Here is a 19963-nt window from a genome sequence, read left to right as displayed (position 1 = left end):
CGTCCTTTGTGATGCGTTCCAGTCTAGTAAGGCAAATGAGGGTCGTGTCGCGCGCCTGAAATTTGGTAGGTCGCGACTTCGATTTTCACCGCTTTGGGCAAGCGTTGCTGAATTTGCCTCGCTAGTCGATCTCGCGCACTCTTGCCAGCGGCTCCGCAGACAACGAACAACTTGTCTGGACGAACCCTTTCTGCAAATGCGGCAAGTTTCTGAATCTCAAACGCCTTTAGGGTTTTGGAAGCAGTCGCTTCAACCGCGAATGTTTGGCCATCCACCACTGCCAGAAGATCGACCTCGCAATCATTGGGACCATCTTCTCGATGTTTGTCGAACCAGATTAACGTAGACGGCAAAAAGAAAAACGATGCTTTCGCGCGTTCGGCAAGCTGCCAGAGTGCCCAGACGGCTGGTTCAGTTCCGTGATCACTGTAGGCTTCCACGAAGAAGCCGCTGGCCTTGAACTGCCATCCTCCGGAAACAGGCGGTAGCGCCTCATTTTGGCATACGTTGCACTCCATCGCGGTGGACAAGTCGTCAATCGAGACCCAGTTACGGTTAAAGCAATTTCTGCACTTCCACTCATGGCCTTGGAAAAGGATCTTTCGCTCGCAGAGATATTGTATCGACGCATCCAGTTCTTCCGCCGAAAGATACTCCTCAGCACGGCTATCTTTCAGGTGTGGGTTCTCTTCAATGAACTTTGCGACCATATCTTTGTAGAGAGCTGATAGCTTGTCGTACCGCATAAAGCGCTCCGGACGCCGTATCTGAGCAGCAAGCCGCAACGCCTCTCTTGAAACTGTTTGCCGGTCCTGTTGGCAGCTCACTTCCCACTCTTCACTGTTTGCACGCAATCGCTTGGCCATGATTTTTTGGAAATCGGCTTCTAGCTGATCGTCCACATGTGAAGGGTTAGCGCCCAACCTGCGGAGGGTTTCCCGCCAAAAATCATGCATCAGCGTTTGAAAGGCGTCAGGCAAATTGTTGAAGTGTTGTAGGGCCCCCAGCAGATAACGACCCTTGTCTGAATACTTCACATCCATAACCTTCGGAGGAGGCAGTTCCTGAGGGCCATCCAAGTCCTTTGGAGTCCGAAGAAAGTGATCCCTTTGAAAGTCCTGTAGCCCTCCAAAGAGGGCGTCATCATCGTCCGGCACGGCGATGGACGCTTGGCGAACCGTCAGTTCTATCGAAACGCTCAAAGATCCAGACCTCGTAGGCCTTTGGCAGTACCGCGGATACATTTGAGAAGATGAGCTTTCCCGGCTGATCAAGAAGAATGGGTCAATGCGAAGTCTTCGCGGCAAAACCCACTCATGAATGACATTCGAGAACTTGCAGTGATCGTTTTCCCTTTCAATCGACAAATCCACCATCCACTGACCTGCTCGTACGCCGGGCGGCAAGTGATTTTCAGACAAGTGCCATGGCGTCGCGAGAGGGAGTTCTGCGCGACCGTTTGCTAATTCGCTTCTCTGCTGACTCTTTGGTTCTCTCGAAATGGCTACCGAGCCTGTTATGATGTATGCACGCTCTTCCCGAAATTCCGGTATCGCCCAGTGGGCATCTGCAATGGCTTCTGTTTCGAAACGCTTCCACGTCTTGCCTTCCGGCTTGATGCGCTCGGCAATGTCCGAAAGTTCATCCTCTGCGAGCGAGGTTGATCTGATGGTGGCAACAGGCGCGTTCTGTTCATCTCGAACCCCACGGCGATCCAATACACGCCCGACCAACCGCAAGAATTCGGTGTCTTTTGATTGTTCGACCGATATGCGAACGGACGATGTACCGGTTAACTCACTACGAGGATATCGGTTGTGTCCATTCCAAAACACTAATCGATCTGCAATTTCGTCCCCCACGACGATGTTGACACCACTTCGCTTCAAAGCGTTCTTTGGCTCAAGATAATGACAAAACAACTCTGACAATTGGCTAGGTGGCAGAACCGGCCCCGGCTCAGCCAGAGCTTCCAACAGGGCGCGAGGGTCACTCTCATACTTGGCGTGCTCACTCTTGCCGTATTGGAGATTTCCCAGCGCTTCCTCTGAAATCAATGTAAGACACTTAAACAACTCGGGAGTTGAGTCAGCCAGTTGACCGTTGCCAAAGCTGGTCGAGATGAAACCAAAATTCTCGCGAATGAAGGTGTCCTCGGAACCATCCCAATATCTGTCGAAGCTCAAAATATCCCGTGGTTTGTTGCCGAAACCCCAGCGGCGGCTGGCAAACATCGGCAGAACAGACAGGCACGACAAACCTTGAATCGGAAGCTCAATGCGATATCGGCGGTCACCTTCGCGGTCGTGATATCTGTCCTCATGGTGGTGAAGTATTCCGGGTGCCAACTCTTCGTCGAGCAAGGCGATAGCGTCGTCAGTTAGATCGGCAAAGCTATAGAGTATGTCAGCGTCGAATGCATGAAGCCAAGACGCATAAGCGGGATCAATCCCATCCGGTGATGTAGGGATAATCGGAGTGCGTCGACCTGACCAACGACTGAAGCTCTCGGCAATTATCTCGTCGATCAACAGGTGCTCACACGTAGTCAAATCGACAAGGTACGCAACGCGCAGAGGTCTTGCGGTACCCTCAATCTTCCGATGTCGGGGCTTCGCCCACATTGCCAATTCCAAACCGATGAATTGTTCGCTACGGCGAAGTTGTTACTCTTAAACGGCATCCCGGGAAGAAGTCTGCACAATCCCAGATAGACTACAATGTGTCTGCTACAGTCCGAAGCTTGTTAGCAAAATGTGCACGCAATGAACGACCGCTTTCAGTCCAGCGCACGTTACAGTAAGCACCCGCAGCGAGCTTCCGCAATCCGCCCCCCTCTACGCTGTCCATGGTGCCGTAACAGCACCGACGCTGTCGATTCTGGAACAGATGTGCCTCTGCCTAGTTGACGCCGACAAAGCGCCAAGCAGTTTTTCGAAAGCTCCGCGTCTTGCTCCTGTCCGATGCGCCCACAGTACTTGTACTGGCGCTTTTAGCCCATAGTGATGGTTCAGTAATCCAAGCCGGAACGCTTCATCATACAGCGCCAAAGAAGACTTCCAGCTCTTCCGCGTGCTCTTGCTGGCAATGGGCTCCGTCCCGCGATCAACCTCCACCATAAAGGCTCGGAACAGGCCGCCGTAGTCGATGGCGAAGATCTGGTCCGGGATCAGGTTGCGTCGTCCAATGGATATCGCAAGCGTTGACCCGGCACGTTCCAAGATTTCATGGGCCGGGATGTATCGGAAACCGCGTCCTCTCGCTTCCAAGTCTATTTGCGCGGTGAACATCGCCGTCTCATGCAGATGCCACCAATGCCCGGTTGGCCGGGCGGTTTCCTCGCGCAGGCCGCAATTGGCTAAATACTGAAACCCTTTAAAGGCCAAGTCATACACATAGGGCCGAAACTCGGCACGCTCGCAAGCCCGCTGCTGCTTGGGAAGGTAGAGGAACCCGACGGCTCTGAGTGCTTGCAGACGCCGCAGCGCGGTATCTCTGCAGCGATGGGTATCTGCGGTCCAAGCAATGAGCTGGGTGGATGTCAGCGCGCCGTGGCGCTCAATATGTTTGAACCAGCGGATGTCGCGGTCCGTTGGATTGACGTCCGAACGGACATCGATCTTATCAAAGGTCGCACGCTTGTGAGTATCGCCGATGAGCATGTCGAGATCTTACCGACGAGACCAAGCAACGATCAATCCAGTGGCTCGGCCAGCGACATCAGTGCTGCAATGTTGGGACTTTTAGGCACTCATTGATGCCTTATGTGGCGCAGTGCTCGACTATGGACACTGAGCGGAGTTACGCCGCTTTTGGTGCGTAGGTGTAACTTTTCTCCTCAAGCCTTTGGGTCGCAGCTTCGTACTCGTATCCTGCGACCTCAACAAAGAGCAGTTCAACCGCATCATCAAACGAAAGACTGCGTTTGTTGGTAATCTCTAGCTCGGCTTTGTAGGTGAGAAGCATTTCGTATGTCTCTTCGCTCAGACGAATGGTTTTTGTTTTGGTCATATGTAAACAGTGTAGCAAAAATCACAAAATGCACAAATTATCAGAGCGTTACGCCACAAATACAGGCACTTGGCAAATGCGCAACCGGGCATTGAGACCTCAGAGCTCCGTCGACGGCTTCAACGGATCATCGCTTGGTTGTTCCGGCGCAGGCTCGTCAGTTGCAGCTTCCTCTCGCGGCTCATCGTGCGCTTTCTGCACCCATGGGGCCGCATAGGCGTTTCGGCTGTGATCGCGGATGTCTTGTAGGGTTTCAGCGCTGGCACGCGGTCTCTTCTCCAAAACAAAGAACGGAAAAGACAACGGCACAGCCTGATTCGTCACTCCTCGAATGGATGTAGCGAAAGTTCCCTTGGGCAAAGCCGTCATCAAATCCGCATCACAGCTCATCATGCCCGCCAGCGCCCGTGCGTCGCGCTGCGACACCCCACCGGCCAGCTTGATCGAGGTATTGGCTTCAAAGGCCTCCTGCAGGCCGTGAGAGAGCTGCCCGAGGTATTGATGCGCCATGGTCATTCCCACGCGGTATTTGCGCGCTTGGCTGAGGATCACACTCAGCGTCTGATCGAAGTAATCTTGCGCTTCATCGATATAGACATGGATGGGCAAGCGATCGCGATCTGGCAACGTAGCGCGTTCCTGGGCCGCTTGTGCTATGAGCGCGATGAAGAACCGGCCAAAGATCTGCGTACCTTGCTCCTTCAGCAGAGACTTGCTGGTGTTAATCAGGATGAGCTTGCCCGCATTCATCTCCGTGAACATGTCAAACTTAGTCTCTGGGTTAGAGAACATCCGCTCAAACGTTTGGTTCTCCAGAACCCCGTAGAGGCGACGCAACACCTGCGTCTTGGTGCTGGCAAATTCCTTGCTGTCGAACTCGGTTTCAAAAAAGCGGCGGGCCGTGCCATCTAGCTTCGCGATGTCCGCTTGGAACTTAACTGTGCCCTCGGGTTCCAACAAATCACGCAGCGTATGGATCGTGGCGTCCTCAATGTGGAACATGAGGCGTGTCACATAGCGGAAGACCACAGATTGTTTGGAGGTCATGCCTGCACCCAGCAGAGACCCCAAGACGAAGTCATAGAGCTCAATGATGGAGTTGGTCAGGCGCTCGCGCTCCAGAGCGCTGTAGCCTTCCAAACGCTCCTGTCCGGCGGAGAACAGGTTCAGGCTAACCGGCCATTCGATGTCTTCCGGATCGATCAGAACAATCCGATCTGGCGGCATGTCTGCATGGCTGAGAATGGTCTTGATCAGATCACCCTGACTGTCGATCACGACCGCAGACCGATTGCCTGCCGCGACCTGCGGCAGATCCTGCGCAATCAAATACTGCAGCGTTTGCGTTTTGCCGTGCCCAGAACCCGCCACCATGTGCAGGTGCTCAAACCGGCGCTCGCCTGGAATATTGAATGGCGTGCGCAAGCGGAAGGCATCTAGCAGCGGCGTGCCCTTGAGGTAAGTGTGGAGAAGATCGTCACCCTTATGCTGACGCGGAAAGACCGGATTGCCGGATCGTGAGGTATCGCCCAGGTTGGCTTCGAGTTGGCCCCTCAGAGGCTTGAACAAGACGTAGGGGCTCTGATCAAAGAACGGGCTGATCATGGCCTCCACAGCCTCTCCCAGCGGATCGAGGAACTGCGTCACTTCCACGAGCACGTCGCCGGAAAGCGGCGGCGCAGCCTGCGCGATGGGGGCCAGGCCACGCGAGAGGATGTCAAGGGCGGCCATTGCCATGCCCTTGTCATGGCGCACTTGCCCAAGCCGGGCGAGCTGATCTCTATAGCGACCGCCCTCAAGCGTATTACAAAGGGCCGGTGGGGGTGGAATGTTTGGACTAAGACCTTCGGCTTCATAGATGGCGCGCGCTAGATCTAGAAGCTGCACGCGCAATACGTCTGGCATATTGGATGGCCAATGGGATGTCAGCGCGCGTTCAATCTCCGCATTACTGATCTGTACTGTTCCATTCAGCGCGTGCTGGTAAAGGAGGTCGGCTTCTTCTCGGGCAATCTTTTCAGCTCGGGCGGGGCTGTCTCGCCAAAGACGGAAGCCAATATAGACGGGCACACCGATAAGCGAGATTGGCGTGACAATAACTGCCGCGAGAACAAAGCACGCTATAATGGCAGACGTGATGAGTATCGCGCCTTCGAGACTTTGACCAAACGAGCGTCCGGACATTAGAACTCAACCACAGTGCGTCCGGCCACTTCAGCATTGTCTCCGATCCAAAGTTTCACCTGGGCCAGTGCCGCTAGAAGCTCCTCTTCGTAGATCTTGGCCGCAGACGGCGTGGCACACAAAAACGTATCCATTTGCGCGCGCATAAGATCCTGCAGTCGCAACTCAAACTTTTCGTCGCGATCATCAACGCGCGCCGTCGCTGGACGGCGATCCAAAAGCTTGGTTTTGGCTAGATTGCGTTGCCGGATCACTTGGACTTCTTCATGGCTGAACTGCACTTCAAGACAGACCAAGTAGTAGGTGGTCTTTAGAATGAAGCCCTTGCGAACGGTATGATGAGAGACAGAGACCCTCATGTGATTGTCCCTAGCGCTCCGACAAAAAGGGCGGAATGGTTTTTGGGCTCAGCCGTAAGGGGCATCGGCTGCGTATCTCGACCGAGAGGAAGAGATGTCAGGCAGGAGAAGGAGTGGATTTGGTGCTGCAATGTTCTGCTATGAGATGCGCGGCACCCCCTCACTGGACCCCCATAGAGGTTGGGGGTGTGTATGGGGGTCATGACGACGCTCCTGAGGGTCGATTCAGACCTGCTCGGAGGGCTTCGCCGTCCACGTGAAGTTTAGCCAACTCGAGCGTCTCGAAGGTTTGCCCTTCCACAAGGTACCCATGAACCGTTCGATTAATGCGTAGCCCTCGATAGTCCCAATCTTGCTTGGCAAGTGCAGGGTCTCTTGGCGGCACAGGCGACGGTTCGTTCTTCGATTGCGTGGCAAGCATTTGCTGAGCCGCGCTGATCTTCGATTGCTCAGATGCGGCACCCTTCGGAGCGCTGCTAGCGTATCCCTGCGGGGCGCTTGCACTGGTCAACCCCTGCTTGGAGACCGCCAGTTGATCCCGCGCTACGCTGAGCATTTGGTAGCTGTAATCCGCGCTATCGACGGTGGCCTTCGCCATCTGAACAATGACCACCCCGAGGAAGCACAATACGGAAATGAAGATGCCGGGCACCGCAGCCAACAGGCCGGATGATCCAAATCCTCGCGCGGCGGCACCAGCGGCCACAATTGCCACAATGACGCCCAAGCCAATACCGCACCAAAGCGTCAGCTCAGCAAATCCAAGGATGCCGCGAGCGGCTCCGTAATTCGAAGTTGTCAAACTCATTATTGCCCCCAATCAATAGATACGAAAACAGGCTGCAGTCTTAGGGTGGATTGATTCAACGAATTTCCAATTCGGCTTCAGGCAGGGCGACTTCTGTCTTTGGCAAAAACCAACCTATCGGCGACCAATTCGCTCATGCCTCTTGCGCACAAGTGTATCGCAACGGAGATTGCATCCAGACGCATCGCCCATTAAGCGGACATATCATCTCACTGGGAGAGATGAAAAAAACTGGAAGAGACGGCACAATGACAAAACCAAACCTTGATAAGCTCTCGGTCGAAGAACTGCAGCAGCTTCAAAAAGAAACCGCCAAGGCCATAGCGAGTTTCGAGGATCGCAAGCGCGCAGACGCCATGGCGGAACTAGAAGCCGTGGCTCAAAAGCATGGATACAAGCTGGCTGATTTGGTCGGCGGAAAGAAGGCTGCTAAACCAGTTTCACCCCCGAAATACCGCCATCCTGAGAATGCCGCTTTGACCTGGACCGGACGTGGTCGTCAACCAAACTGGATCAAAGAAGGTTTGGCTGCTGGGAAGGCTCTGGAAGACTTCGCGATCTAAACGGCACATCGATACACTTGAAAAGGCTGCCTCCCTTGGGAGGCAGCCTTTGTCTTATCCCATAGCCGCCGCCAGTTGTTCCGGCGGGCCACTGGCGACAGCTTCCGCCATCGAAATGGCTTCAAAGATCACCATGCCGCGCGGCTCAAAATCAAACAGGCGTCGTTTGCGTTTTGGTAGGTAGCCGGCGATCTCCGGGTGCTTTCCTGCGAGATGCTGCGCCTCATTATGTTTTGAGGGGAATTCACGCGGGCGCTCAACCGACACATCCAACACCATGTTATGGCTTGCCAGCTCGGCAATCGATGCGATCAACTTCCTGGCCCGTTTGCCTTTGCGACAGGTCTCGGTCAATTTCTCTGTCACTACTACGTCTGGTTTCAGCTCATTGATGAGTTCCTGCACAAAGCCCATCATGTCTGATCCGGTCTTGGTTGCTTTCACGGCAATACCCCAATCAAGGAGCTGTGTTCCCTGCAGCAACACGTAGCCAGCCCGACCGGAGGCCACCGCAATAGACAATATTCTAAGAGCTGCCATAAGCGGGTGTTTGATCTAGGCGCTGCTTCAGGCGCTCAAGTGAGCCCTCGCGGTTAAAGGTGTGGGCAGTTTGTTTGCCAATATCTGGCAAGCGCTTCAGCCGTCGCTTCAAGCTCTTCTGGCGCGCGGTCATCAACTCCTCAAAGAAGCTCTCGAACGAGCGGCCATAGATTAGAGATAGCTCAACGATCTGCTCCAACGTGGGACTGGCTTTCCCATGCTCGAGATCTGAGACGCCGGATTGCTGGCAGGCCAACAGATGCGCCACGTCTCCTTGTGTGTACCCGGCCTTACGCCGTGCCAGGCGCAGGTCATGGGCAAATTGTTTCGTCATACTTTTGTGTCTTAAACTGATACGAGTTCAGTCTAGGGCGCTTGCCGCTTGGGGCGTAGCAGGCACGATATCGGGCTGTTCGATACCGTGACTGCCTGCCGTTGCACAGGAACGTGTGCTGCGGGTGCGCGTAGACCGGAACCCTTACGGTTCCGGCAACAGACGAACATCCTCAGCACAGGTGTTCGTCTCTGGAATACAGTTTCAGATTGAGTAGCCAAGATCATGAGGTGATCAAAACCGCCCTTGGAGTATCGGGAATTGGCTACCGAAGCCATATGAGTTGAGACGTTTTTGGAACCCAATTTCTTACACCGGAGCCCCACTCGAAGACGAAAAACGCCGCCTGACTAGCAGGCGGCGTATCGGCATGACCGATATTAGTACTCTGAGGCTAACATGATGGTGAGGACACGGTGGGTCACGGCGTCATTGGCTGGGTTTTCGCTGCCAGCTTGCAGGTCCGGGTCATAGTAGTCTATTTTCCAAAAGACTTTCTCGCCCGAGACCTCGACTGCGCCGAAGTCATGCTCGCCCCAGGGATCGTTGTCTTCGCTGAACGCTTCGAAGGCCTGTACGGCTGCCACGCTGGCTTCCAAGAATTCTTGGCCTTCGCCTTGGATGCCAACGGTGAGCATGACGGAGCCATTGCCTTGGCCATCCCGCCGAAACGCATCGTTGAGCTCCCGAATACGGCCATTCTGCGGAACCTCTGGCTTGGACCAAACTAGCGTGGCTGCAGCCTCGCATTGTTGGCAGTACGTTTGATCATGGACCTTTTCCAGTTCCCAGATCCCGAACGCGGGGTTCCAGCACGCCCAGGCGTCTTTCACCACGCGCTTGGAACCACAACTCTGGCAACGGGGCACCGATCCAATATCGCCTTCAATCTCTTCACAAAGAACACTCATCAGACATCTCCTTCCGGTCAAGAACGCAAGGACATCTCACGCTCTTCACGAAGGGCGATGCGAGATGGTTTGATCTGATTGTCTCTCTGCTGCCTGGATTGGAAAAGCAGGCACGGTATCGGCAGGAGCGATACGCGGCCTGCTAGCTCAAAGCTGCAAAGCACCAGAGAATGGCAGCATGTCTCCCTCCATTCTGGGCCTCGCATACAAACGCTACGCCGAACCAACGCCGTTCGGCATATTGCAACGGGATCGGCTGATTCATCTGTATGCCATTGGGCAAACCGGCACCGGAAAATCCACGCTGTTATACAACCTTGCCCATCAAGACGCGCAGCATGGTCGGGGCTTTTGCTTGATCGACCCTCACGGTGATCTGGCCGAAGACCTGCACCTCAATCTGAACCAGCCACACATCTACTGGGATGTTGCGGACCCAGCCTGTCCCCACGGATACAATCCGCTGAAGCGTGTCTCAGAAGCCTACCGGCCTCTGGTCGCCTCCGGTCTCATTGAGACACTGAAAAAACAATGGCCCGATGCCTGGGGCGCGCGCATGGAGCATCTACTGCGCCACGCCGTTCTAGCCCTCCTAGAACAACCCTCAGCCGATCTCAGGGACATCATGAAGCTCTTCGTGTTCAAAGGGTTCCGGCGACAGGTGATCGACGCCATCACTGACGATCAGGTACGGGCTTTCTGGAAGTATGAGTTTCCGGCAATGAACTACCAAAACAGTGCAGACGGGGTCTCGCCGATTGCTAACAAGCTCGGGGCTTTTTTGGCACAACCGGCAGTGCGGCGCGCGCTGTGTGAGCCGTTGGAGCCGCTGCGGTTTCGGTCGATCATGGATACTGGCCAAATCGTCATCGTGAACCTCGCAAAGGGGCGACTGGGCGCGGATGTCTCAAACGTTCTCGGTGGGCTGATCACCAGTACCGTGATGCACGCGGCCTTCACCCGACATGGGCTGCCAGCGCCTGCCAGGCGTCCTTTCTTCCTCTACGTGGACGAATTCCACAACTTCACGACCAAGTCCTTTGCGGGGTTGCTGTCTGAGGCACGGAAATATGGGCTTGGCCTGATCCTGGCGCACCAGCATCTGTCTCAGACCGATGTGGAGGTGCGAGATGCAGTGCTCGGGAACGTGGGGAGCATGGTGGTGTTTCGGGTTGGGGCCAATGATGCTGCGATGTTTGAGCGGCTATTGCCGCCGTTCTCGGCTCATAGCTTGCAAAACCAACCCAACCATCGGTCCGTGGTTCGGCTGATGGCTCAGGGCGAGCGGCTGAAGCCGTTTTCGGCATCTATGTATCCACCGTATCGGTCTGGAACATAGCGTGGCTGCTAGGCAGAAAAATACAGATGCGTATCATAGTGTGATGGCAAATCGCGACCCACTCGATCAATTCCTAGACCTCTGCTTGGAGATCCACCGCACTCTCCTGGAGGAGGGGAAGTGGCCGTGGCCGGATTCGCATAATTCTGAGGATTTGGTAGAGTCCGAGGACACCGCAAACCAATCATGACCCAATGCTTCGGCTACGTTCGGGTCTCAACCTTGAAACAGGGAGACGGCGCGTCTCTTGAGGCCCAGAAAGATGCAATCACGGGTTTTGCGAGTCAGCAGGGATTGGTGATCACCGATTGGTTTGAAGAGCTTGAAACGGCCTCCAAACGAGGACGACCGATTTTCGACGGCATGATGCGCAAATTAGAGGCTGGCAAAGCCCAGGGGGTCATCGTGCATCGCTGGGATCGATCAGCCCGCAACTTCACGGACTGGGCCGCCATCAGCGAATTGGCTGATCGAGGTATCAAAGTGTTCTGCGCCGGAGACAATATCGACTTTGAGAGCCGCAGTGGACGCCTCATGGCGGACATCCAGATGGTGCTAGCCGCAGATTACAGCCGCAACCTTAGCATCGAGGTGCAAAAGGGACAGAACCAACGGCTAAAGCAAGGCTATTGGCCTTGGCGAGCTCCGCTTGGGTATGTTGATACCGGCGAAGGTAAGCTCAAGAAATTCTGCCCGATCAAATCGCCACTCGTGAAGGAAGTCTTCGACCGCTACCTGACCGGAGATTACTCCATTACGTCTCTCACCGATGTGATGCGTGAACGCGGCCTTACCGGATACTACAACCAGCCTCTGGTGCGTCGGAACGTTGAGCAGATCCTTCGCAATCCATATTACTGCGGCCAGCTTAAGTGCAGCCGTGGCGTGTTCGACGGCGCGCACAAGCCGCTTATCACCGTTGCGACCTTCCAGAAGGTCCAGAAGATCAAAGCCAGCAAGAGCACAAAGAAAGCGACCAAGCATAGTTACCTGTTTCGCAACCTGATCAATTGCAGCGCTTGCGGGCGCATCTTGACCGGTGAACGGCAGAAAGCCCATATCTACTACCGTTGCCACACCAAAGGCTGCCCAGAGAAGAGCTATCGCGAGGATGTTCTAGAAGCAGCGGCAAGTGCTGCGGTCTCGCGTATCCGTTGGACGGACGTTCAGATTGAAACCTTCCGCCGAAAGCTAGCTTCTCGCGACCTTTTTGCGGATCAGGATGCCATGCGGTCTTCGCTCAATCTTAGGGCGGCAGAGATCCAGACCCGGCAGTCTAGGCTGACCGATCTGTTCGTGGATGGGAACATCAACGACGCTGAATATCAGATGCGCAAGGGGCAGCTCAAACTTGACCTGACGCGCATCGACGAAGAACGCAAAGCACTGGGGGAGTTGAAGAAGCGCCAAGGGTCACTTGCTGAGTTGGTCACGTTTGTGTGCTCGCTGCCCCAGCTGTATGGGTCTGCAACATCGAGCCAGAAGCGACGGTTGCTTAGACAATTATTCGAAGCAGTAGAGACGCAGTCCGGAAGTTGCATGCTCAAGGAGGCCGGTTGGGTTAAAGATCCTGTCGGATCAAGTTCGACGCCTGCTAGCCTGACCTCTGGTCACAAAGTACCTGCAACTCTCCTCGGGGGGAGTACCCGAACGTCTCCTCGCACAAGACCGCGCCGGTTTGGGAGGTGATCTCGCCGAAGGGCGCGTAGGTCCGCTCCTCGATCAGCGCGCCTGCCTCGTTCATCACGGCGAAGACCGAGCCGAGTTGGTCGCGCATGAGCAGGTCGAAGGACGCGCCGTTGGTCACGCGGATGTCGGGGTGGGTGTAGGTCAGCACCGCCTCAGATCGCATAAGGTAATGACGATAATCTTTATAGCGCCGTTGGTATGCCAGAGTTTATGGTGAAAATAGAAACAGTACCTGAGTGATTAGGTCGGCTTGAACTCAATTCCTGTCAAGCCCGCACTTAACCACTCCTGCTTGAATTCTTCACTCACCAAAACCTTTCCTTGAGCATCAGGGTTGTACATTTCTTCATAGTGAGGTCGGAATGCGGTTAGACCGACAACCTTTGATTCATTGAACGCGTATTGCTTCACACTTCTTCCGTTGGGAAATTTCTGGGACAGGCCCAGATCAACACTGTTTTCAACCCACGGTACCCACCATAGATAGAAATTCTCACAGCTGTTAATCACCTTAAGCGGCAAGACATGACCTTCCCGCTCAAGCAAAGGGCGCATAACTGAAACCGCTTCCTCAGAAATAAACGGGCCCACACCATTGTGGAAAATGCGGTCTGCTCTTCTGAGCTTTCGCCCTAGGTCCTCAAAATGCAAACAAATCGGCTGAGGCAGCCACTCTTGCCCCGGTCGCCAGGTCTCAATGAACTGGCCGACGCGCCGCTGGTCAGTGAAGTCTTCTTTCCCCGTATGCGGGTCAAATTTCAGTTCCTGACTTGGACCCAAAGTGGCAACCCAGCCATTGGTGAGACTTGGATACCCGAGATCGAAAAACTTCTTCGAACCTACCAATTTCTTTCTCCACGAACCAATTCATCAGCGATAGTGCGTAGTCGGGCAGCGCGTTCATTCGCCGGTACACTACCTAGTTCATCTTCAATGTACCTGTAGTAGGCGTCAGAGTGAATGTCTTCCCCTCGATGAATGGTGCTGCCGTTCGGATTCGGAGCATTCCTTGTTCCTGGAAGTGCGACGCCATTTGCAGGGCTGTTTATGTCCACGCCAGCCTCATCCAATAGCTCTCTGGTGCGCGCAGCACGTGGTGAATTAATAGCGACAATGTGATGCGCCTCTTCGCTTGGGTTAAATCGCATTCCTGCCCGCAGCATATTAGTTCGAAGATTCTGTGTCTGAGCTGAAGTGGGCAATGATGATATCGTTCCCGTAGCACCTCTACGCATCATGGACAGGCCGTCGGCTCCCCAACGAACAGCGCGCAGCGGAGGGATGAGTCCGACAATTTCGATTGCATCGTTTACTGTCCATTCGCCATTTGTCAATTCCTGGACATCGGGCAGCAATATCGCCGCAGCGCCATCAGTAAGCTGACGGTGCCTTGCCATGACCGCCGACGGACTCAACTCACCATCCATGACAACGGCCATGTTGACGGCCACGATCCAATCGACGAAATTTCCGTTCGGGTCCCTCAGATTGACCGGGTCATTGAAGCTATAGCTGTACCGATTGGTCCCCACTCCCGGCATCGTTACCTCAAACCAATCCGGCTGGATGAAGATCCCGAGCCGCGGGTCGTAGTAGCGCGCGTTGAGGTATTGCAGGCCGACGTCGGCGTCGTAGCGCTCTCCGATGAAGCCGTAGGTCTCCTCGGGCGAGGCAGCTCCGGTTTGGGACGTGATCTCCCCGAACGGCGCGTAGGTCCGTTCCTCGATCAATGCGCCCGCCTCGTTCATCACGGCGAAAACCGAGCCGAGTTGGTCGCGCATGAGCAGGTCGTAGGACGCCCCGTTGGTTACGCGGATGTCGGGGTGGACGTAGGTGAGCACCGCCTCATCCGGGCGACCGAAGTTGCGGATCTCCACCGGGCCGAAGGTTGCGGTGATCCGGCCCTGGTCATCCTCCCGCAGGAGGCGCGATCCGTCAGCAGCATAGGTGTATTCGGTGATCGCCCCGCCGTGGTTAACGGTGAGCGGGCGGTTTTCACCATCATAGGTGATGGCACGGCCATTGAAACCGGGCGCAATCGGCGGGCCGACGGTCATGTTGCCGTTGGCGTCATAGGTCAGTGCGTCACCGGCCACGCTGGTCGGCGCATGGGGGTGCGGGCCTGTCGGTGGCCCATATTGGTAGGTGCCGACAGCGGAGTTGAACACCATGCTGCCGCCCGCATCGTAGCTGAACGCCCGGGTGAGACCGGTGTTGCCGTTGACAGGCGTGGCGGACATAAGCCGTCCTGCGTAGTCGTAGACATAGTCGTGGTTGTAGGCGACGTCATAAGGCGAGGTGATCCGAGACACGCGTCCTGCGAGCGTTCGGTCGTAGATCAGCTGGTGCAGCTCTTGGTTCGTGGTGCCGCGCACGGTGACCCGGCGCAGGAATTGGTCTGGGCCGGTGTAGATGAGCCTGTAGCGCGCGAGATTGTCGAACCGCAACTGGGTCAATCGGCCCGAATAGTCGTAGTCGGCGAAGTCCAAGTACCCTGCGATTGCTCTCAAATTGTTGGCCGAGTCGTATTCATGAATACCGATAGCGGTCGCGATGGTGCTGCCAGGGTTCAGTGGCAAGGTACGCTGCAAAACCGGACCGGCTGGGGTGTAGGTTGCGCCAAGGCTGTAGGTGCGACCGAGGAACGTGTGCTCTTCGCGCGTTACGTTGCCCGCTTGGTCATGGCCCCGTCGGATCGTGTGATCAGGGTTGGTGATCTGAGTAAGGTGACCGACGTTATGCTCACCTGTTCCAGGCTGATCATACGTGTACGTCGTGATGTATGTCGCTTGAGTGCCGGTCACTGTCCGGCGCGTTATCCGGTTCAGATCGTCGTACTCAAATGCAATCGTTTGGCCGAGCGCATCCGTTTGCAGGACCAGGTTGTCCGCGGCATCGTAAGACATTGTCCATGTTCCCAGCCCCGGGTCTGAAGCCTGCGTGCGATTTCCGAACCCATCATAGGTGTAGGTCCAACTCGCCCCGATGGGATCGACGACACCAACCAGGCGATTTCGTAGATCATAGTCGTATTCGGTTGTGCGCAGCGTTCCCGTAGCTCCGACGTCCGTCGAACCTACGTCCGTCATTTCCCTCACTATGGTGTTGCCGCGCGCGTCGCTAACTAGGCGCACTTCGCCACACAGGTTGGCGGAGACGCCATCAAAGCAATGGGGGTCTCTGGCAATCAAGGAGGGGTACGAGACACCGGAGACGTCCGCAGTGGTGTATTCACTGGTGGCAGTGCCGCCGCCCGCCATCAGTGTCGTGATCATACGCCCGAGAGGATCGTGTACGAACTCATTGCGCTCGTTTTGCAGAACGACCCAGTTTGCATCGGAGGACGTCCGCCAGCGCCTGGGAATGCTCTCCCAGACCAATTGTCCGCGTTCGTCAAACTCACGTTGAACTACGGCGTGATGATGTCCCACTTCGTAGCGGACAGAGCTTGAGGAGCGATAGACTTGGCCCAACCCATCCACGTACTCCCGTGCGACGGATGTATCGTTCGAATTCAACGTGCCTGCAGAAAGCGCGCTTCGCTCGACGAATTGCGCCGTTGGATCCCCCCAATTGAGCCAGGACGTCTGTTCCCAATGGCCGTTGGGGTGATCTATGCGCGCTTCTCGGCAGAAGACGTCATAGGTGTAGCTGGTCGTGTTGCCGTTTACATCGGTTGTAGTGGCAGGAGCTTGGCACAGGGTATTCCATGTGCCTGTCGCTTGGTGCCCCAATGCGTTGAGCTCTGAGTTCCGGAACAAGTTGCGGACAGTATCGTAAGTGAATGTGGACGTGTTTCCGAGTGGGTCAGCTTCTGTCAGCACATTCCCATGGACGTCGTATGTCAGCGTTGTTTCAATGCGGAAGTTGGATTGCCCGGCTTGATTCAACGCCTGGAAGTAGACTACCGCAAGATTCGTCGACGAAGGTACGTCATTGAGAGCCACGCTTCCCTCATAAAGATATCCGTGGCGTTCTAATCGTTGTGAAGGGTTGAGTGGATTCGTGCCGATGCCCTCCAATCGGGAAACTTCTATCGGCAGATCAACAATATACGCAGTTAGATTGGGCGGCGTATACATCGTATGCGTGGAATGGTTGTCGGCTGTATCGAGATCTGTTCCGTTCTGTGTAAACCCAAGCTCAATCGTTAGGATCGGGTTTCCAAAAAGAGTGTAGTCGGAGAACTGAGTGGTGGTTTCCACGAGTTCCGTTCCATAGAGCAGACGGGAACGCTCCTCGGACAAGGTTCGGCGCATCGGCAGATCGCCATCTGCACGGACCTCCCAATCATTGATCGTTTGCCGCCAGGTCTGTCCGCCATGGATCATCGTTTGTGATTGAACGAGACCCCTTTCCCGGAGTGCGTCATTACGATAGGTGGTAACGATCATCGGGCCATCTGTTTCGCCAGCAATGGCCGGAAGATGCGCCGTGATGGTCTGGAAACCTAGTGGTCGACGATATTCATAGTCGTATTCGCCTTGCACATAGCTGTACGTCGTTTCCCGGGACTGTCCGCGTCCATCATGGCGCGTGATCGCACTGACAACTTGCAGCACGCTGGGGAAGTTGTTGCCGACGTTCTCAAGTGCGGTAGACGGCGTATAGGCGACTTCAATACGTCCGCCGCCGGAGGTGTCAAACTCGGTCAACAGATGCGGAATTGCGCCGTCGTTCCATGCGATGCGCCCGTCTCGATCTCTCAAAGCAACATCGTCTAAACCGTCACCGTCGAAATCCCCCAAAGCGACGATGCCCGTTAGAGATGGGTAAGCAGTGTCCGAGACTTCGATAAAGCCGTCGCCAGTCGACAGAAAAACGTAAGACACGGGCGCATATTGGTCAGCTACGACAGCCAGGTTAGGAACTGGCGTGCACTCATCTTCTGGACCCGTGGTCTCGTAGTACGGGCCAGGACATGGTCCCGACGGGTCGAGAGATGCGGTCAGGATCAAATCACTGAGGCCGTCCGCATTAAGGTCAACGACTTCCGCGTGTTCGAGTTGTAGTAGCGAACCACCGTTGTCGCCACCGGGCTGGAGATCCGACGTGAGTTGCGAAAGCTGCGGTGTGTCAAGGATAAGTTGCCTATCGTCAAACCCAAACCCCCAGCCATAGGCGATATGCACTTGGCGAGGATCGTCGCCATGCGCCGAAAGCATCAAGAGATCCTGCGCGCCGTCGCCGTTAAAGTCGCCGAAGCTGTAGTGCCGATGTGCATCTAAACCCGGTTGCCGTACAACGCCGCCGGTATAGTCGAAAGTGAGGTAATCGCACGAAACTGTTGTTTGACCGACGAAGCGATATACACACCATTGATGCCCGTCCCAAAAAGCTCTCGGCCCAAAAAGGAACTCGCTGCGCCCGTCACCATTCAAGTCAACTATGCTCGCAGCTCCGAAGCCGTCTCCACCACTTGGTATAGAGTGCAAGTTTGTCGGGAAGCTTCCTTGATGTGCCCAGACGCCAGGACCGAATGAATTCGGTCCGGCGTCATCAGTTACATCTGCCAAATTGGGAAGTGACGAGAGCTCAGCAATTACATTGAGGGCAATCGCTTCCGGATCCGGGTCAGAATCCACATTGGAAAACTGAAGCCGCGGGATAAGGTCATCCAACGGTTCAACGGTGGAGCCGTCTAGATCGCTATACTCAACCGTCGGGGTGCCTTGAACCACATTGCAGTTGCCGTCCGAATAAATCCCCGTAGACGTCTGCTCGCGAATTGCAACAAAGACTGATTGTTCGCTTGGCACATAGCCAGTCAATCCATGGAGCGATCGCGTCGTGCCGGACGGACAGCCCTGCGAGGCATCGAAATCACTTCCAAAACCAGAAAGAAGCGCAGACCAAACTCCCGTTAAAGCGACCACGTTTCGACTTGGGTTGAAGGCTATTTGGGACGTAAACAAGGGCGGTTCATCAGCTACCAAGTGCAAATAGGCGTCCGTTTCAGGCACCCCGTTTGGTCCGACATCGCCACCGACCCCCGGAAGGCCGTTTGGAAGCACTCCAGTGAACAATAATTCAGTCCGACCATCTTGGTCGATGTCAAAATCCAAAACCTGGCTATGGAAGTGGAGGCCTGTGTAAGTCTGTTCAGAGAAAGACGGCGCGTCGGACTGATAGACGACATTGCTTAACAGGGATGGAAGCGCGCTACCTGTGACAGATGCGGACGCGCTGACAACGGAATAGTCTGTGCCGATCTGCCGGATCTCACTCAATAAATGCGCCCCGATCGTTGGCGTCTCGTCATATGAGAATTCGTAGGCTCGGATCTCGCCATTCGCAGCGATGGTGTCTTCGACGGTCACCGCAAACAACCGATGACGCACGACCCCCATGAAGCCTTGGACGCCATTGGCATAGGTTGCCATGGGTTCGGGCAATTCCTCGTAGTGGAACGCAACCTCGTAGCCAGCGTAGGTAATCTCCGATGGGCGATAGGCCCGACCCTCAGACAGTGGCGTAAAGTCGTATGCAATTTGCACGACGTTCGGCGTCTGCTGCGTGTCTTCGATGGAGGACAAAAGAAAGACCCGCTCAAAGAGCGCGTCGTGATTTGGCGTGCCAGTCGCTTCCTGCGCGAGAAAACCAATGCTGTCGTAACGGTATTGGATCCCGCGAGTGTTGGTAACGACAAAATACGGGACTGAGATGCCACCGAACGATACCGTTTGGTGCTCGATGCGCCGATAGTCATCGATCAAAGGCGTGAGGTTTCCACCAGCAGAGCAGCTGGCGCTTTCCACATTTGTTCGGAAACGGGGACCATACGTGTCGCCAGTTGGCCAAGGATTCGTTGCGGCCGCGTCCGAACACGCCAGCAGCTCCGTGCCATCCAAACGATAAATGTCTCGAGCATCATCAAAGCTTGCGAGGCCGCCGCCTTCAGTGACGCGTTCGATGGAAGAAAAGCCGCCTAGTCGCCACCCAGAACCCATCCAAACATCTGGCGCGCCTCGCCCTCGAAAAGACGAATTGTAGGAGGCGGAAATTGACGGAACCAAGCCACGGAATTCGGGCAAGTCCAACGCGATGCTGTATCGGAAAGATCCGTCGGATTGCACATCGTCCGGGGCTTCAAACTCGGGGATGTCGATTGTGGGGATCGCTTCCTGAGCCATGGTTGGACCAGAAAAGCTAGACAATATAGAGGCGGCCAAAATAGCCACACCAAAAACAGAACCACGCAAAAGAAAACCCTCAGTTTGCCAAA

15 protein-coding genes are annotated in these 19963 nt (G+C 55.2%); 3 read left to right on the top strand and 12 right to left on the bottom strand.

Features of this window, described 5'->3' with window-relative positions; all coding sequences use genetic code 11:
• Nucleotides 1-23: 23 nt before the first annotated feature.
• From AC6I9R_RS09125 to AC6I9R_RS09100, 6 genes are all read right to left on the bottom strand, one after another.
• Nucleotides 24-2531, bottom strand: a complete 2508-nt coding sequence (locus AC6I9R_RS09125) for a hypothetical protein (protein WP_461425260.1) — start codon at nucleotides 2529-2531, stop codon at nucleotides 24-26.
• 306 nt (nucleotides 2532-2837) lie between these two features.
• Nucleotides 2838-3662: a replication-relaxation family protein gene (locus tag AC6I9R_RS09120; RefSeq protein ID WP_461425259.1), complete on the bottom strand. Its 825-nt coding sequence runs from the start codon at nucleotides 3660-3662 to the stop codon at nucleotides 2838-2840.
• A gap of 139 nt (nucleotides 3663-3801) precedes the next feature.
• Nucleotides 3802-4011, bottom strand: coding sequence for a hypothetical protein (locus AC6I9R_RS09115; protein WP_461425258.1), 210 nt, complete (start codon nucleotides 4009-4011; stop codon nucleotides 3802-3804).
• Nucleotides 4012-4110: 99 nt separating this feature from the next.
• Complete coding sequence (locus AC6I9R_RS09110; protein WP_461425257.1) at nucleotides 4111-6195, bottom strand: type IV secretory system conjugative DNA transfer family protein; 2085 nt, start codon at nucleotides 6193-6195, stop codon at nucleotides 4111-4113.
• Complete coding sequence (locus tag AC6I9R_RS09105; RefSeq protein ID WP_461425256.1) at nucleotides 6195-6554, bottom strand: hypothetical protein; 360 nt, start codon at nucleotides 6552-6554, stop codon at nucleotides 6195-6197. The genes AC6I9R_RS09110 and AC6I9R_RS09105 overlap by 1 nt, the downstream gene beginning before the upstream one ends.
• Nucleotides 6555-6753: 199 nt before the next feature.
• Nucleotides 6754-7362: a hypothetical protein gene (locus AC6I9R_RS09100; RefSeq protein ID WP_461425255.1), complete on the bottom strand. Its 609-nt coding sequence runs from the start codon at nucleotides 7360-7362 to the stop codon at nucleotides 6754-6756.
• A 248-nt stretch (nucleotides 7363-7610) separates the two neighbouring features.
• On the opposite strand from AC6I9R_RS09100, the gene AC6I9R_RS09095 reads away from it, so the two are divergent.
• Nucleotides 7611-7925 carry an H-NS histone family protein gene (locus AC6I9R_RS09095; RefSeq protein WP_461425254.1) on the top strand — a complete coding sequence of 105 codons (315 nt, stop codon included), beginning with the start codon at nucleotides 7611-7613 and terminating at the stop codon, nucleotides 7923-7925.
• Between the two features lie 54 nt (nucleotides 7926-7979).
• On the opposite strand, the gene AC6I9R_RS09090 is transcribed toward AC6I9R_RS09095, so the two are convergent.
• From AC6I9R_RS09090 to AC6I9R_RS09080, 3 genes are all read right to left on the bottom strand, one after another.
• Nucleotides 7980-8447 (bottom strand): hypothetical protein, encoded by a 468-nt coding sequence (locus AC6I9R_RS09090; protein WP_461425253.1) that lies wholly within the window; start codon nucleotides 8445-8447, stop codon nucleotides 7980-7982.
• A gap of 4 nt (nucleotides 8448-8451) precedes the next feature.
• Nucleotides 8452-8799, bottom strand: a complete 348-nt coding sequence (locus AC6I9R_RS09085) for a helix-turn-helix transcriptional regulator (protein ID WP_461425252.1) — start codon at nucleotides 8797-8799, stop codon at nucleotides 8452-8454.
• Nucleotides 8800-9179: 380 nt separating this feature from the next.
• Nucleotides 9180-9710, bottom strand: a complete 531-nt coding sequence (locus AC6I9R_RS09080) for a DUF3768 domain-containing protein (protein WP_461425251.1) — start codon at nucleotides 9708-9710, stop codon at nucleotides 9180-9182.
• 178 nt (nucleotides 9711-9888) lie between these two features.
• Between AC6I9R_RS09080 and AC6I9R_RS09075 the strand changes: the two genes are divergently transcribed.
• Both AC6I9R_RS09075 and AC6I9R_RS09070 read left to right on the top strand, forming a co-directional pair.
• A complete protein-coding gene (locus AC6I9R_RS09075; protein ID WP_461425250.1) occupies nucleotides 9889-11049 on the top strand; it encodes a type IV secretory system conjugative DNA transfer family protein in 1161 nt (386 codons plus the stop codon).
• A 186-nt stretch (nucleotides 11050-11235) separates the two neighbouring features.
• Nucleotides 11236-12738, top strand: a complete 1503-nt coding sequence (locus tag AC6I9R_RS09070) for a recombinase family protein (RefSeq protein ID WP_461425249.1) — start codon at nucleotides 11236-11238, stop codon at nucleotides 12736-12738.
• Here AC6I9R_RS09070 and AC6I9R_RS09065 read toward each other — a convergent pair.
• From AC6I9R_RS09065 to AC6I9R_RS09055, 3 genes are all read right to left on the bottom strand, one after another.
• Nucleotides 12644-12901, bottom strand: a complete 258-nt coding sequence (locus AC6I9R_RS09065) for a hypothetical protein (RefSeq protein ID WP_461425248.1) — start codon at nucleotides 12899-12901, stop codon at nucleotides 12644-12646. The genes AC6I9R_RS09070 and AC6I9R_RS09065 overlap by 95 nt on opposite strands.
• A gap of 77 nt (nucleotides 12902-12978) precedes the next feature.
• Nucleotides 12979-13584 (bottom strand): hypothetical protein, encoded by a 606-nt coding sequence (locus AC6I9R_RS09060; protein WP_461425247.1) that lies wholly within the window; start codon nucleotides 13582-13584, stop codon nucleotides 12979-12981.
• A complete protein-coding gene (locus AC6I9R_RS09055) occupies nucleotides 13578-19871 on the bottom strand; it encodes an RHS repeat-associated core domain-containing protein (protein WP_461425246.1) in 6294 nt (2097 codons plus the stop codon). Before AC6I9R_RS09055 ends, AC6I9R_RS09060 begins: the two co-directional genes overlap by 7 nt.
• Nucleotides 19872-19963 lie beyond the last annotated feature (92 nt).

This window comes from Gymnodinialimonas sp., assembly GCF_059726805.1.
This window is presented reverse-complemented; position numbering and strand designations above follow the sequence as displayed.